The 14,417-nt window shown below is 38.1% G+C and carries 11 protein-coding genes; 5 read left to right on the top strand and 6 right to left on the bottom strand.

Annotated features, from left to right (window positions below):
• Positions 1-233 precede the first annotated feature (233 nt).
• The 4 genes from AC5YC8_RS02695 to dxs all read right to left on the bottom strand — a co-directional run bounded on the left by AC5YC8_RS02695 (position 234) and on the right by dxs (position 6,112).
• Positions 234-2,078 (bottom strand): DEAD/DEAH box helicase, encoded by a 1,845-nt coding sequence (locus AC5YC8_RS02695; protein ID WP_496118362.1) that lies wholly within the window; start codon positions 2,076-2,078, stop codon positions 234-236.
• 372 nt (positions 2,079-2,450) lie between these two features.
• On the bottom strand, positions 2,451-3,056 hold the full coding sequence (locus tag AC5YC8_RS02700; RefSeq protein WP_496118363.1) for a MarC family protein: 606 nt from the start codon (positions 3,054-3,056) through the stop codon (positions 2,451-2,453).
• A 201-nt stretch (positions 3,057-3,257) separates the two neighbouring features.
• Positions 3,258-4,088: an inositol monophosphatase family protein gene (locus AC5YC8_RS02705; protein ID WP_496163445.1), complete on the bottom strand. Its 831-nt coding sequence runs from the start codon at positions 4,086-4,088 to the stop codon at positions 3,258-3,260.
• Between the two features lie 113 nt (positions 4,089-4,201).
• Positions 4,202-6,112, bottom strand: coding sequence for a 1-deoxy-D-xylulose-5-phosphate synthase (dxs, locus tag AC5YC8_RS02710; protein WP_496163446.1), 1,911 nt, complete (start codon positions 6,110-6,112; stop codon positions 4,202-4,204).
• 310 nt (positions 6,113-6,422) lie between these two features.
• Here dxs and ribA point away from each other — a divergent pair, with 310 nt between their 5' ends.
• Positions 6,423-7,025: a GTP cyclohydrolase II gene (gene ribA / locus AC5YC8_RS02715; RefSeq protein ID WP_496118368.1), complete on the top strand. Its 603-nt coding sequence runs from the start codon at positions 6,423-6,425 to the stop codon at positions 7,023-7,025.
• A 71-nt stretch (positions 7,026-7,096) separates the two neighbouring features.
• Here ribA and hemN read toward each other — a convergent pair whose 3' ends face one another.
• Positions 7,097-8,461, bottom strand: coding sequence for an oxygen-independent coproporphyrinogen III oxidase (gene hemN, locus AC5YC8_RS02720; protein ID WP_496163447.1), 1,365 nt, complete (start codon positions 8,459-8,461; stop codon positions 7,097-7,099).
• Positions 8,462-8,684: 223 nt separating this feature from the next.
• Between hemN and hemF the strand changes: the two genes are divergently transcribed.
• From hemF to AC5YC8_RS02740, 4 genes are all read left to right on the top strand, one after another.
• The gene (gene hemF / locus AC5YC8_RS02725; protein ID WP_496163448.1) at positions 8,685-9,626 is read left to right on the top strand and encodes an oxygen-dependent coproporphyrinogen oxidase; all 942 of its coding nucleotides are present in this window, start codon (positions 8,685-8,687) and stop codon (positions 9,624-9,626) included.
• A gap of 217 nt (positions 9,627-9,843) precedes the next feature.
• Positions 9,844-10,053 carry a hypothetical protein gene (locus AC5YC8_RS02730; protein WP_496118374.1) on the top strand — a complete coding sequence of 70 codons (210 nt, stop codon included), beginning with the start codon at positions 9,844-9,846 and terminating at the stop codon, positions 10,051-10,053.
• Between the two features lie 105 nt (positions 10,054-10,158).
• Positions 10,159-10,947: a shikimate dehydrogenase gene (gene aroE, locus AC5YC8_RS02735; protein WP_496163449.1), complete on the top strand. Its 789-nt coding sequence runs from the start codon at positions 10,159-10,161 to the stop codon at positions 10,945-10,947.
• A gap of 363 nt (positions 10,948-11,310) precedes the next feature.
• Positions 11,311-13,134: an acyl-CoA dehydrogenase C-terminal domain-containing protein gene (locus tag AC5YC8_RS02740; protein WP_496163450.1), complete on the top strand. Its 1,824-nt coding sequence runs from the start codon at positions 11,311-11,313 to the stop codon at positions 13,132-13,134.
• A 60-nt stretch (positions 13,135-13,194) separates the two neighbouring features.
• On the opposite strand, the gene hemW is transcribed toward AC5YC8_RS02740, so the two are convergent.
• Entirely contained in the window at positions 13,195-14,349 is a 1,155-nt protein-coding gene (gene hemW / locus AC5YC8_RS02745; RefSeq protein ID WP_496163451.1) for a radical SAM family heme chaperone HemW, read from the bottom strand.
• Between the last annotated feature and the right edge of the window lie 68 nt (positions 14,350-14,417).

The following is a 14,417-nucleotide window of genomic DNA, read 5'->3' on the forward strand; positions in this document are numbered from 1 at the left end:
TGATAAATGTGTATATAGAAAAAAAAGTACATTACAAAAAACTAGAGCTAAACCAACGTATGGCATAAAAACTCCTTGCACACCTTCATGGTTTACTATTTTCAATGTATTGAACACCGTTATTATCAAAAAATAAATATTATGTGACTTATTGTACATTATCATATTATTTATGCAAAATAAAAACAAAAAAAAGCCAATGGATAACCATCGGCTTTTTTATGAATTTAGTCTTAGTCGTTGAATTTACGACGTGGACGATCTTCACCAAATGTACGCTCACCACGTGGTTTGTCATCGAAACTACGACGTGGACGATCTTCGCCAAATGAACGCTTTGGACGATCATCGAATGAACGTTGTGGACGATCACCGAAACCACCTTCACGACGAGCTGGACGATCACCAAAATCACGTTTTGGACGATCACCGAAACCGCCTTCACGACGTGGAGCTGGACGATCACCAAAATCACGTTTTGGACGATCACCAAAACCACCTTCACGAGGTTTGTAATCTACACGGTTACCACGGTTGTCATCATTAGAACGAGGACGGTCACCAAAGTCACGACGTGGACGATCATCGAATGAACGTTGCGGACGATCACCAAAACCGCCTTCACGACGTGGGCGATCATTGTTAAATTCGCGACGTGGACGATCTTCAAAACCGCCTTCACGACGTGGACGATCGTTGTTAAATTCGCGACGTGGACGGTCTTCAAAACCACCTTCACGACGTGGACGATCTTCGCCAAATGAACGACGTGGACGATCATCACCACCTTCACGGCGTTTGAAGTTGCTTTCGCCTTCAAAACGACGACCACCACCGAAGCCACCACGACCGCCATCACGACGACCGCCACGACCACGACCAGCACCATCACGGCTACCACGAGCAGGAGGTGGAGATGGCTCAAGACCTTCAATTTCAGATACATTTAAACGAGCATCTAAGAAGTCTTCTAAAGCACGGATCTTGCCACGTTCACGGTAAGTTGCAAGTGTAATTGCTTTACCAGTACGACCTGCACGACCTGTACGACCAATACGGTGTACATAATCTTCGTTCTTCATTGGAAGACCAAAGTTAATTACGTGTGAAATTGTTGGTACGTCAAGACCACGAGCAGCAACGTCTGTTGCAACTAAAATCTTAGCACGACCTTCACGGATGCTACGTAAACGACGGTTACGAACAGTTTGTGGCATAGCACCATGAAGCGCAACAACTGATAAACCTGCTTCAGCAAGTTCTTCAGCCAACATATCTGTATCTTCTTGAGTAGAAGCAAATACTACTGCTTGATCAACGTCTTCTTCGTTTAACCAATGAGTAAGTAATTTTTTCTTGTGTTCAAAGCCATCAGTCCAATGCAAAGTTTGAGTGATGTCTGTATTTGTAGAGTGACCAGTTTCGATCGCAATACGTTGTGGATCATTCATCATGCGTTCTGCAAGGCTGATAATACGACCAGCAAAAGTTGCAGAGAACATTAATGTTTGTTTACGGTTAGCAGCTAAATCACTGATTGCTTCTAGGTCTTCAGAGAAACCTAAGTCAAGCATACGGTCAGCTTCATCAACAATTAACGCGTCAACTTTGTCTAATTTAATTTGACGACGGTTTACCAAGTCAAGTAAACGACCAGGAGTTGCTACAACAACTTGCGCGCCTTTTAATTGTTGGATTTGTTTACCGAAAGGCATACCACCCATAATTGCAGCAATACGAACACCTTTCATGTGACGTACAAATGCAATTGCGTCTTGGCTAACTTGTTGAGCCAATTCACGTGTTGGGCAAAGAACCAAAATATTTGGTTGAGTTACTGCTTTCATGCGTTCTTTGAAAGGAACTAAAGCATCTTCTGAAGCTAATGCGTTTAATGTAGGGAGAAGAAACGCAGCAGTTTTACCAGAACCAGTTTGGCTAGATACAAGAAGGTCTTTACCTTCTAAAGCAGCAGGAATCGATTGCTCTTGAACAGGTGTAGGCGATGTGAAGCCTAATGCTTGTAAACCCTGTTGTAACGATTCATGTAAAGGAAAATCAGCAAAAGTTTTGCTCATAGAGTATTTCACCCGAAAATTGGGTGCTCCATTAAAATAAGTCAGATGGACATCGGCAAAAAGCGGTACAGCAATAAACGCTGACAATCTAAGATTCAGCGGCGATCCGAGTAACGACGATGTGATATAACGCACGCTTGATAACGGCTTATTAACCTGAAGGAATCGCTAAAGCGATTGGGGCGCGAGATATCGTCCTCTAATTGGACCGCACGCGCATACACAATGATTTGAAGAGAAATGTTCAGGTAATGAACGAAAAATAAGTGCGTGCGCGGAGTATAACAGAGTTTTTTTAAATGTCACCTATTTTAGTCAGCTAAACTAATTTTAATGATAAATAAGACTGATGTATAACAAAAAACATACAATCTAGAAGTCTAGAATCAATCCAATTACACCATTAATAATCATATTTATTGCAATAGTTCCTACAAGTAAAGCAGCAATTCGCCCCACAATATCGACATAACGATCAACATAATCTGCATGTTTTACTTTTAAATTATCATGTGCAAATTTCATCAGCATTAACAAACTACACGTTAATAATAGCGTTGCACCAATAACCACTGCTGAACCAAGTACTGATATTTTAGAGCCAGTAATAACAGATGCACTTACTGTTCCCGGTCCAATCATAAAAGGCATAGCAATCATGCCAGCGGCATTACCACCTCGAATATCACCAATGGTATCTGCCCCTTCAAAAACAAAGCGATAACCTATTACCAAGAAGATAATACCGCCAAAAATTTGGAATGCTTCAAAACGCACTTGTAGATATTGTGAGAAAATAGCCTCCCCACCCCATGCAAACAAAACAAATACAACATAGGAAATAAGTGAACCTTGAATAAGTGCTTTATTAAAAACAGATGCACTTAAATTTTTGATGAGTCCAAGCATATAAATACTCATCATAAACGGATTTAATAAAGTAAAAAAAAGTGCAAAAGAGTGAATATAATCGGTCAATTTCAATTCCTTTTTATGATCTCAACATCGCATCGATAATCTTTGATTTTCAATATTTTTTAATTCTAATCATCTTTTCTGTTCGCTTAAAGCAATGGCTACAAAACACATAAACTCTAAAAAATAAAAAGCCCTCTAAATAAGAGGGCTTTTTAAAATCTTCAAAAACTCGATATTCAAGTTCTATTGCTAAATCTTATATTACTTAGCTGCATCGCCCCAAGCAGGAACAACTGCTTGCATAAGAGGCTTAAGCATTTTCATAGAACAAGCAAGTACTTGACCATTTTCCATAGATTCGCTACCACCACGTGCATCGACTACAGTACCACCAGCTTCTTTAACAATTAACTCACCTGCTGCGATATCCCATGGTTTTAAACCAAGTTCGAAGTAACCATCGAAACGACCCGCTGCAACGTATGCAAGATCTAATGCAGCAGAACCTGAACGACGGAATTGTGCGCCAGCTTCAGTTACATTTAACAATGCATCAAAATGATTTTTCGCATAAGAAACAACTTCACCATTACGCACTTTACGGAACGCATGACCAACAGATAAGAATGTGTTGTTTAAGCTATCTTTTACATTTACACGAATACGACGTTGGTTCAGCATTGCGCCACGACCACGACTTGCAGAGAACAGCTCATCTTTCACAGGGTCATAAATAACACCGTGTTGAGTTACGCCTTTATGTTGAACTGCAATTGAAATACAGAAATGAGGAACACCATTAATGAAGTTTAGTGTGCCATCAAGTGGATCGATCACCCAACACCATTCAGCATCGTGACCTTTACCTTCTTGATAACCAAACTCTTCACCAAGGAAGCTGTGGTTTTTATAGCTTTTACGTAGAGTATCGATAGCCAATTGTTCCAAGTAACGGTCTACACGCGTTACAGGACCATCAATCCCTTTTTCTTCGACTTGTAGATCGAGTTTATGACGATTTTGATGCGCTTTTAAAAGCTCTTGACCAACTAATTGAGCCGCACGCGCAGCCATAACCACCATAGGTTCCATTGAACACCCACTACAAATTTGAAGATACTGATAAAGAATAATGCATAAAAGCGCCTATATCTTAACAAAGATAAGCGCTTTTATGTTGAAAAAATGTTGCTAAATTTTAAATATTACAATGAAACGGTCGTTGTAATTCTTTGCAAAGCCTGTTGAATAGAGGCTTCTATACCTTTTTCATCGAGCCCAGCTTGTTGTAACATCTGTTCATGTGTTGCTTGGTGCATGAATGTATCATCTAAGCCTAAGTTTAAAATTGGCTTAACAATACTTGCTTTTGCAAGATATTCATTTACAGCACTACCCGCCCCACCCATAACAGCATGTTCTTCAACAGTCACAAATAATGATGTGCTTTCTGCAATAGCATTAATTAGTGCTTCATCTAATGGTTTTACAAAACGCATATTTACTACACGTACTGCAATTTCATTATTTTCGGCTATGACTTCTGCTGCATCTAAAGCGGCTTGAACACGACTACCAAAAGCTAGAATTGAAACATACTCATCATACTGATCATTCAATGTTGTCAGAATTTCAGCCTTACCAATTTCCAAAGCAGTCATGACTTGTTGAATTTCAACACCAAGACCTACACCTCGTGGATAACGAACAGCGGCAGGCCCTTTGTGCTGATATGCAGTATGTAACATTTGACGACATTCGTTTTCGTCTTTAGGCGCCATAATCACAATATTTGGTATGGTGCGCATATATGCATAATCGTACGCACCAGCATGTGTTGGGCCATCTTCGCCCACCAAACCAGCACGATCAATACCAAAAGTAACGTCTAAATTCTGTAATGCAACATCATGTACAAGCTGATCATAACCACGTTGTAAGAATGTTGAATAAATCGCAACAACCGGTTTTAGACCTTCACATGCCATACCTGCAGCTAAAGTCACTGCATGCTGTTCTGCAATTGCAACATCAAAAAACCGTTCAGGAAATTCTTTGGCAAACTTAACCATGCCTGAGCCTTCGCACATGGCAGGAGTAATTGCTAACAAACGATGATCTTGTTGAGCTTCATCGCAAAGCCACTGACCAAATACATCTGAGTATTTAGGTGCTTTTACAGTTGAAGCGACTGAATTAACTTTTGAAATAGCGTGATATTTAATTTGGTCAGATTCTGCTGGAGCAAAACCTTTACCTTTCACGGTATAAATATGAACTAAACGTGGACCTTTACGTTTTTTAAGCGCATTAAACACTTGAACCAATTGGTTAACATCGTGTCCATCGAAAGGGCCAAAATAATCGAAACCAATCGCTTTAAACAAGTTATCTGCTGCATCGGTTGCCGATTCATGTAAACGAGAGTTGTAAGTCCACTCTGGATGTGACTGAATAAATGCCTCGCCTTCCTCTGTAATGTTGACAGATTCGCCACGTTCCCAAATAGCAGCTAAGTGCTTAGCAAAACCACCTGTACTACATGAAATTGACATATCGTTGTCATTTAAAACAACCATAAGATCTGCATTGTGCGCGACTGCATCATTCATCGCTTCAAAAGCCATGCCTGCTGTCATCGCACCATCACCAATAATAGCAACAACTTCACATGGATCTTTTTGATAACGACGTGCTAAAGACATACCTAAACCTGCTGAAATAGCAGTAGATGAATGCCCCACACCAAATGTATCGAATACAGATTCTTCACGCGCAGGAAAAGCGGCTAAACCATCTTTAGAGCGTATTGTTGTAAGTTCTTCACGACGCCCCGTTAATGCTTTATGCGGATAAGCTTGATGACCAACATCCCAAATTAAACGATCTTTAGGCGTGTTGAAGCAATAATGTAAAGCAACTGTAAGTTCAATAACACCAAGGTTTGCGCCAAAGTGACCACCACTTTGTCCTGTTGCGTACAAAATGTACTGACGTAACTCATCTGCCAACTTTTCTAATTGGCTTTGCGCGAGTAAACGTAATTGCTGTGGATGGTCAATACCATCAAGCAATGGTGTTACAGGGCGACAAGTTGGTATTTCGGTATACAACATAATGTGGCAAAGCCTTCTAAAGCCTGGCAAATATTAAGCTAGGTCAATGGGAATTAATCGATCATATAATCGAATGGTATCACCTTCAATCAGCCACAGCTCTAGCGATGTAGTTTTGAGCAATGATTTTCAGTTGAGTACAATATTAGGTGCGTAGATTATCCTGAATAACTCTACTAATTATCAACTATTATTGTCTTGTTTATACAAAAAAGAAAATCTTATCCGTAAATTATTATGAGCTTTTCTACTAATGTCTGAGCATTACGCTATACTTTAATCAATAAATATAGTTTTAACAGGTTAAACAGTGCCTATTGAATTTGTTGCAACATCTAAACTCCCAACCGCTTTCGGTGACTTTAAAATTACAGTTTTTCAAGACCCTGAAACGGGTGAAGAACATGTCGCACTTTCGAAAGGTTTGGACATAGCACCAACAGCTCCTGTACTTGTACGTATTCACTCAGAATGCTTAACTGGCGATGCTTTTGCATCTCTAAAATGCGATTGTGGACCACAATTACAAGCAACTCAAAAGCTTATTAATGAAGCAGGACAAGGTGTAATTTTATACTTACGTCAAGAAGGTCGTGGTATTGGTTTAACCAACAAAATTCGTGCTTATGCATTACAAGATCAAGGTCATGATACAGTCGATGCCAACTTAATGTTGAATTTACCTGCCGATGCACGTCGTTATGATATGTGTAATATCATGCTCGATCACTTAAAAGTAAAAGAAGTTCAATTGATCACAAATAACCCACTTAAAATTCAAGCTTTAAAAGATCTAGGAATTAATGTGGTGAATCGTGTGTCTTTAACCGTCGGTTTGAACCCACACAATGAAGAATATTTAAAAACCAAACATGATCGTATGTCGCACATGTATCAAAAAGAAGATTTTTAAGTTGTATATTTAAATTCTCAAAAAAAACTCCTCTAACCTCCCTTTTTAAAGGGAGGCTTTTAAAGGGAGGCTTAAATCGTCATTGAGAAAATTTTGGTCTCTGGCGCTTTTCGCTTCATACGTAAATCGAATGCCATACAAATATTCCGCACAAAAGGTTTTCCCTTTTCGGTGACATAAATTTCATGATCACCAAATTCTAACAACCCATCTTTGTGCATTTCTTTTAGTTGATTAACCACATCATAAATCTCAGAGAAGTATAAATGTGGTTCTTGCCAAGATGTTTTGAACGTACACATCAAATTCAGAATATGTTTACGAATAATCAAATCTTCCTGACTTAAAATGTGACCACGAAATACTGGAATTTCATTATTTTCGATACGTGCATAATAATCTTCAAGCACTTTTTCATTTTGTGCGAAGCCATACCAACTATCTGAAATAGAAGAAACACCTAAACCAATCATCAATTTCGTTTTAGATGCGGTATAACCCATAAAGTTACGATGTAATGTCCCTGCATGAAATGCCTGATACATTCCATCACTCACCAATGCAAAATGATCCATCCCAATTTCAGCATAACCATGTTCGAGTAATTTCTTTTTACCCTCTTCATAGCATTGACGTTTTAATTCATCTTTTGGCACATCTTCATCTTTAAAGCCACGCTGACCATTACCTTTAATCCATGGCACATGTGCATAGCTATAAAATGCTAAACGATCTGGTGTCAATTTTTTCGTTTGATCAATGGTATTTAAAACATCTTCCAAATTTTGAAATGGCAAACCAAATACTAAATCATGTGAAATAGATTCATAACCAATTTCACGCGCCCACTGCGTTACACGTTCTACATTTTCATAAGGCTGAATACGATGAATCGCTTTTTGAACTTTTTCATTGTAGTCCTGAACGCCATAGCTTACACGGCGAAAACCCAAGTCATATAACGCTTGTAAGTGTTCTTTTGTCGTATTGTTTGGATGACCTTCAAAGCTAAATTCATGCTGATCTGCAATTTTCGCTTTAGCCAAAATACCTTGAATAAGTTGTTGAATATGCTCAACAGAAAAAAATGTGGGCGTCCCCCCACCCAAATGGATTTCTTTAATTTGCGGTGTTTCACCCAAAACTTTGCAGTATAAATCCCATTCTTTTAGTACTGCTTGAATATACGGTTGTTCGACTTCGTGACGCTTAGTCACACGTTTATGACAACCACAGAAAGTACATAAGCTTTCACAAAATGGTAAATGAATATAAAGACTAATCCCTTCTGAATCATTCGATTCTTGAAAAGATTTCACTAAACTTTGTTGCCACAATTCAGCAGAGAAAGTGCCATTATCCCAATATGGAACGGTTGGATAACTAGTATAGCGTGGTCCTGGAACATTATATTTTTGAATTAAAGAAGCACCCATAATTACCCACTCTTGGCGAAGTTGTGACCACTATTTTATGTATCTTAAACCAATTTTTCACATATTGTGATTGGCTCACATCAATATTACAACACCTCGATAAATACCCATAATTTTTTTAAGTATTTTAAACATCCAATATTCAACATCGGGAAAATCTCTTTAATATTTCATGCAATTTATGTTTTGATGTGTACATCTAAAATTCTTGATGAAGGTCGCGATGCAAAATCCTACTTCAGCCGATATTCAACGTGTTCGTGATTATTTAACTGACTTACAAGCACGTATTTGTGCACGCCTAGAACAACAAGAAAAAGTAGGTGGCGGTTCTGCTGAATTTATTATTGATGAATGGGAACGCCCTGAAGGTGGCGGTGGTCGCTCACGTGTTTTACAAGATGGAACAGTTATTGAAAAAGGTGGTGTGATGTTCTCCCACATCAACATTTCAAAACTTCCCGCTTCAGCAACAGAACGCCATCCAAGTATTGCGGGCGCAAAAGCACAAGCAATGGGTGTTTCTTTGGTAATTCACCCTAAAAACCCAAATGTTCCCACCTCACATGCCAACGTACGTTTATTTGTCGCTGAAAAAGAAGGACAAGATCCAATTTGGTGGTTCGGTGGTGGTTTCGACTTAACCCCATTTTATCCAAATGATGAAGATGTATTATCTTGGCATCAGACCGCTCATGATTTATGTACACCATTTGGGGATGACGTTTATGATGAACATAAAAAATGGTGTGATGACTATTTCTACTTAAAGCATCGTGATGAACAACGTGGCGTAGGTGGGCTATTTTTTGATGATTTAAATCAATGGGATTTCGAAACTTGCTTTAAATACATGCAGGCCGTGGGCAATGGCTATTTAGAAGCCATTGTGCCCATTTTCGAACGCAATCAAAACAAACCCTACACACCTGCTCAACGTGACTTCCAGTTATATCGTCGTGGTCGTTATGTAGAATACAACTTGGTTTATGACCGCGGTACATTATTTGGCTTACAAACTGGTGGTCGTATTGAATCGATCTTAGTGAGCATGCCTCCGCTTGCAGGTTGGTCATACCGCCCTGAATGGGATGAGAATTCAGCAGAAAAACGCCTGACCAATTTTTATTTAAAACCGCAAAATTGGCTCAAAATTTTAAAGTAATATCTTTAAATATAGTCACTTAGAACGCTCCAATTGGGGCGTTCTTTACATATGCTTTTATTATTTATATCTAGATATATTTACTCACACAATACAACTATCATCTTTCACTTGCTTATTGTTTAATAAAACAAGTTTCGTTAGATTTTTACAGCTATTCATCTTATTGAAACACTTGAATGTCACATTATGCCTAAGCCATTAAAGGACGTTAATCATGAATAAAATAATAAATAAAAACACCCTCGCTTTTCTTGGAATGTTCATTCTTTTAGTGGGTTCTTTAAGTGTAACGCTTGCTTTTGAAAACAACCTATCTGACAGCGTATCAATTACTATTAGTGTACTTTCAGGTATTGCCTTATTTCTTATTGCTGTCGTAATGCTATTTGAAGCAATTATCGATATTTGTAACCCAAGCAAATAAAACTTACTCATAAAAATCTGCAATTTCACCTATTTCTTTTCCGACTTTTTAGATTACGCATTTTCACGTATATTGAATGTCCTTTCAGCACAAGGATAATGCGTAATGACTAAACAATTCGCTGTAATTGGCAACCCAATTGAGCAATCACGTTCTCCTGAACTTCACCATGCTTTTGCCAAAAAAACAGGAATTGATTTGCTTTATAGCAAACGCCTTGCCCCACTCGATGGTTTCGACACGAGCGTAGAAGAATTCTTTAATACAGGTGGTATTGGTATGAATGTTACCGTACCTTTTAAAGAACAAGCTTTTTCCAAATGTGTTGTTTTAACTGAACGCGCCCAAATTGCTAAAGCTGTAAATACCTTATGGATGCAAGATGAAAAACTTCATGGCGATAATACAGATGGTCAAGGTTTAGTCGATGCCATTCGTGCATTAGATTGGAATTTAGCAAATACCGATATTTTAATTCTTGGCGCTGGTGGTGCAACACGTGGCGTAATTTATCCATTGGTACATGCAGGTGCAAAAAAAATCGTGATTGCAAACCGTACTTTGGCACGCGCAGAACAACTTGTTGCCGATTTAAAAGATGCTGTTCCACAAGCAGAACTGCAAGCGATTGCACTCACAGATTTAGCGGGTCATTTTGATATTGTAATTAATGCCACATCTGCAAGCTTAAGTGGAGATGTTCTTGTTTTACCTGAAGCATTACAATTTAAATATGCTTATGAAATGGCATATGGAAAACCATCTTCATTTTTAGATCAAGCAAAAGAACGTGGTGTACCAACCTCTGAAGGCTTCGGAATGCTTATAGGTCAAGCAATTGAATCTTTTTCAATTTGGAATGGCATTAAACCGAACCTTAAAGATTTTTTATAATATTCACATAATAATTTTAAGAGTCACTTTGGTGGCTCTTTTTTCATGGCAGATCACCTGAAAACGTATTGGTTTTTCTGACATCGCTTTATTAGTTCAAATAAATAAAATAAATGTGTACAGAATTGATACGACTTTTGCATGAATTGACTATTTTTCATGAGATTTACACGCTAGTATCAGATTAAATAGCAAGCAAAAGAAAGTATAAAATCAATCATCATTTCTTTTTATCTACATGATGAATTCGCTTTTCTGACATTTTTAATAGCTTCAACTATCAATGTAATTTTACTGTAGATGTGAATAATCAAAACATCGACTTAGATAATCCAAAACAATTTATATAGTAGGATTAAACATATGCCAGCGTATAAAGCTCCCTTACACGACATTCGCTTTTTAATGAATGAAGTTTTTAATTTCCCTGCACATTATCAAACTCTTTCTAACGGTGAATATGCAGATTCTGAAACCATTGATATGATTTTAGAAGGTGCAGCAGATTTTTGTGAAAACATCTTATCTCCTTTAAACCAATCTGGTGATGAAGAAGGTTGTCATTTTGAAAATGGCGAAGTTAAAACACCGAAAGGCTTTAAAGAAGCCTATGACCAATTTGTTCAAGGTGGTTGGCAAGGTTTGTCTTATCCTGAAGAATTCGGTGGTCAGAACTTACCGCAATCTTTAAATTTAATTAAATCTGAAATGATGGGTACGGCAAACTGGTCGTTCCAAATGTATCCAGGCTTAAGTGTTGGCTGTATTAACACCATTATGCAATTTGGTACAGATGAGCAAAAAAATACATATCTTCCTCATTTAGTTGCAGGTACTTGGGCTGGCACAATGTGCTTAACAGAGCCTCAATGCGGTACAGATTTAGGCCAAGTAAAAACGAAAGCTGAACCAAATGCAGATGGTACCTATGCCATTTCAGGTACAAAAATCTTTATTTCTGCGGGTGAACATGACCTAACAGAAAATATTATTCATATTGTTCTTGCACGCCTACCAGATGCACCCGCAGGCACAAAAGGTATTTCATTATTTATTGTACCTAAGTTCTTACCAAGTGCCGATGGTGCTACAGGTGATCGTAATCCTGTGACATGTGGTTCTTTAGAACACAAAATGGGGATTCGTGCATCAGCAACTGCTGTTCTTAACTTTGATGCAGCAACTGGCTATTTAATTGGTGAGCCAAATAAAGGTTTACATGCTATGTTCACATTTATGAACACAGCACGTATTGGTACAGCAATTCAAGGCATTGCACATGCTGAACTCGCATTCCAAGGTGCTTTACCGTATGCAAAAGATCGTATGTCTATGCGTGCACTTTCAGGTAAAAAAGACCCTGAAAAAGTAGCCGATGCCATTATTCATCATGCCGATGTACGTCGTATGCTACTCACACAAAAAGCAATCGCTGAAGGCGGTCGTTCTATGATTTATCATGCAGCTCAACTTGCAGATAAAATGAATGATGCTCTACTTCGTGGTGATACAGCTGCATTTGAAGAGCATGATGAACACCTTGGTTTCTTTACTCCAATTTTAAAAGGCTTCTTAACTGAACTGGGTTATGAAGCAGCAAACCACGGCATGCAAATTTATGGCGGTCATGGTTATATTAAAGAATGGGGTATGGAACAAATTGTTCGTGATTCTCGTATTTCTACGCTGTATGAAGGTACAACTGGTGTTCAAGCTTTAGACTTAATTGGTCGTAAAGTTCTTTTATCTTCTAAAGGAAAAGTTATTCGTGACTACACAGCGGAAATTTTGAAGTTCTGTGGTGTGCATGCTCGTAATAAATACATGCGTCGTTTTGCTTGGGACTTAACAAAACTTTGTGCTCAATGGAATACGTTAACCGTTCGTTTAATGCTTGCTGCTCGTAAAGACCGCGATATCGTATCTTCTGCATCTGTAGATTTCTTAATGTTCTCTGGTTATGTAATGATGGCTTACTTCTGGGCTCAGCAAGCTGCTGTAGCATCTGAAAAATTGGCTGAAGGCAATGGCGCTGACGTTCCTGAATTCTATAAAGCAAAAATTAAAGTTGCTGATTTCTACTTCGAACGTATGTTGCCACGCACTCAAGGTCATGCAGAAGCAATGATTAACCCATCAAAATCAATGACATCACTTGCACCTGAACATTTTAGTTTCGATTACTAATTTGCATGTACATAAAAAAGACCGCTTAGGCGGTCTTTTTATTGATAATAAATAGTTTTTTTATAAAAACTCTTCCAACACCGAATTTAGAAATACATGACCTTGCTCAGTACATGAAATTCTATTTTCATCATTTACCATAAGTTTACGCTTACGTAATGATGCTAATAAATCAGACAAATCACTCAAGCTATAACCTGTACGTTCAGTATAAAGTTTGGCATCTACCCCATGATTCAAACGAAGTGCATTCATCATAAATTCGAACGGCATATCATCTTTTTCAATGCATTTATATTGCAAATGCTCAGCAGGAACTTTAGCTAAATAATCTTTCGGCAAACGTGTTTTTTGATAACGATACACACCATCCTTATGCGTTATTTTACCGTGTGCACCTGCACCAATTGCAAGGTAATCACCAAACTGCCAATAATTTAAATTATGCGCAGAAGGTTTTTCTTTACGCCAAGCAGAAACCTCATAGTTCACGAAACCTTGCGAAATTAAATATGCCTCACCCTGCTCTTGAATATCTTCTAAAACATCATCTACAGGTAAAATGGGCTGTGTTCTAAAAAATACGGTATTGGGTTCAATAGTCAGTTGATACCAAGAAACATGCGTTGCTCCACTTTCAACTGCAAGTTTTAAATCTAACAAAGCTTGTTCTAAAGTTTGCTCTGGCAAGCCATGCATTAAATCGACATTTACACGCTCAAAACCTGCTTCTTTGGCATTTTTAATTGCAGAAATTGCATCATTGTTTGAGTGAATACGACCTAACTTCTGCAAATGATCTGTATTAAAACTTTGCACACCAATAGAAAGACGATTAATCCCTGCCGCTAAATATCCTGCAAAAGGATCATGTTCAACTGTTCCAGGATTGGCTTCTAAAGTAATTTCACAACCATCTTCAAAAGGTAATAATGCTTTTAACTCAGCAAATAACCATTCATAACCCTTTGCAGAAATAAGCGATGGTGTACCACCACCAATAAATACACTGTGAATTTTACGCCCTTGTGCAAAATCTATTTGAGTTTTGAAATCTTCAACCAATGCTCTCAAATACTCTTCTTCTAAGTCTAAAGACAATTTTCCATCAGGTACCGCATGCGAATTAAAATCACAATATGGACACTTTCGCACACACCAAGGCATGTGAATATATAAAGATAATGGAATATTTGCAGGGTTTAGCTCAGACAAGGAGAATGCTCAAAAAGTAAGACTTTATGAATTTTACCATGAGTGATTCTATAGCTCATGAAATATAT

The organism is Acinetobacter sp. FY731 (assembly GCF_059515905.1).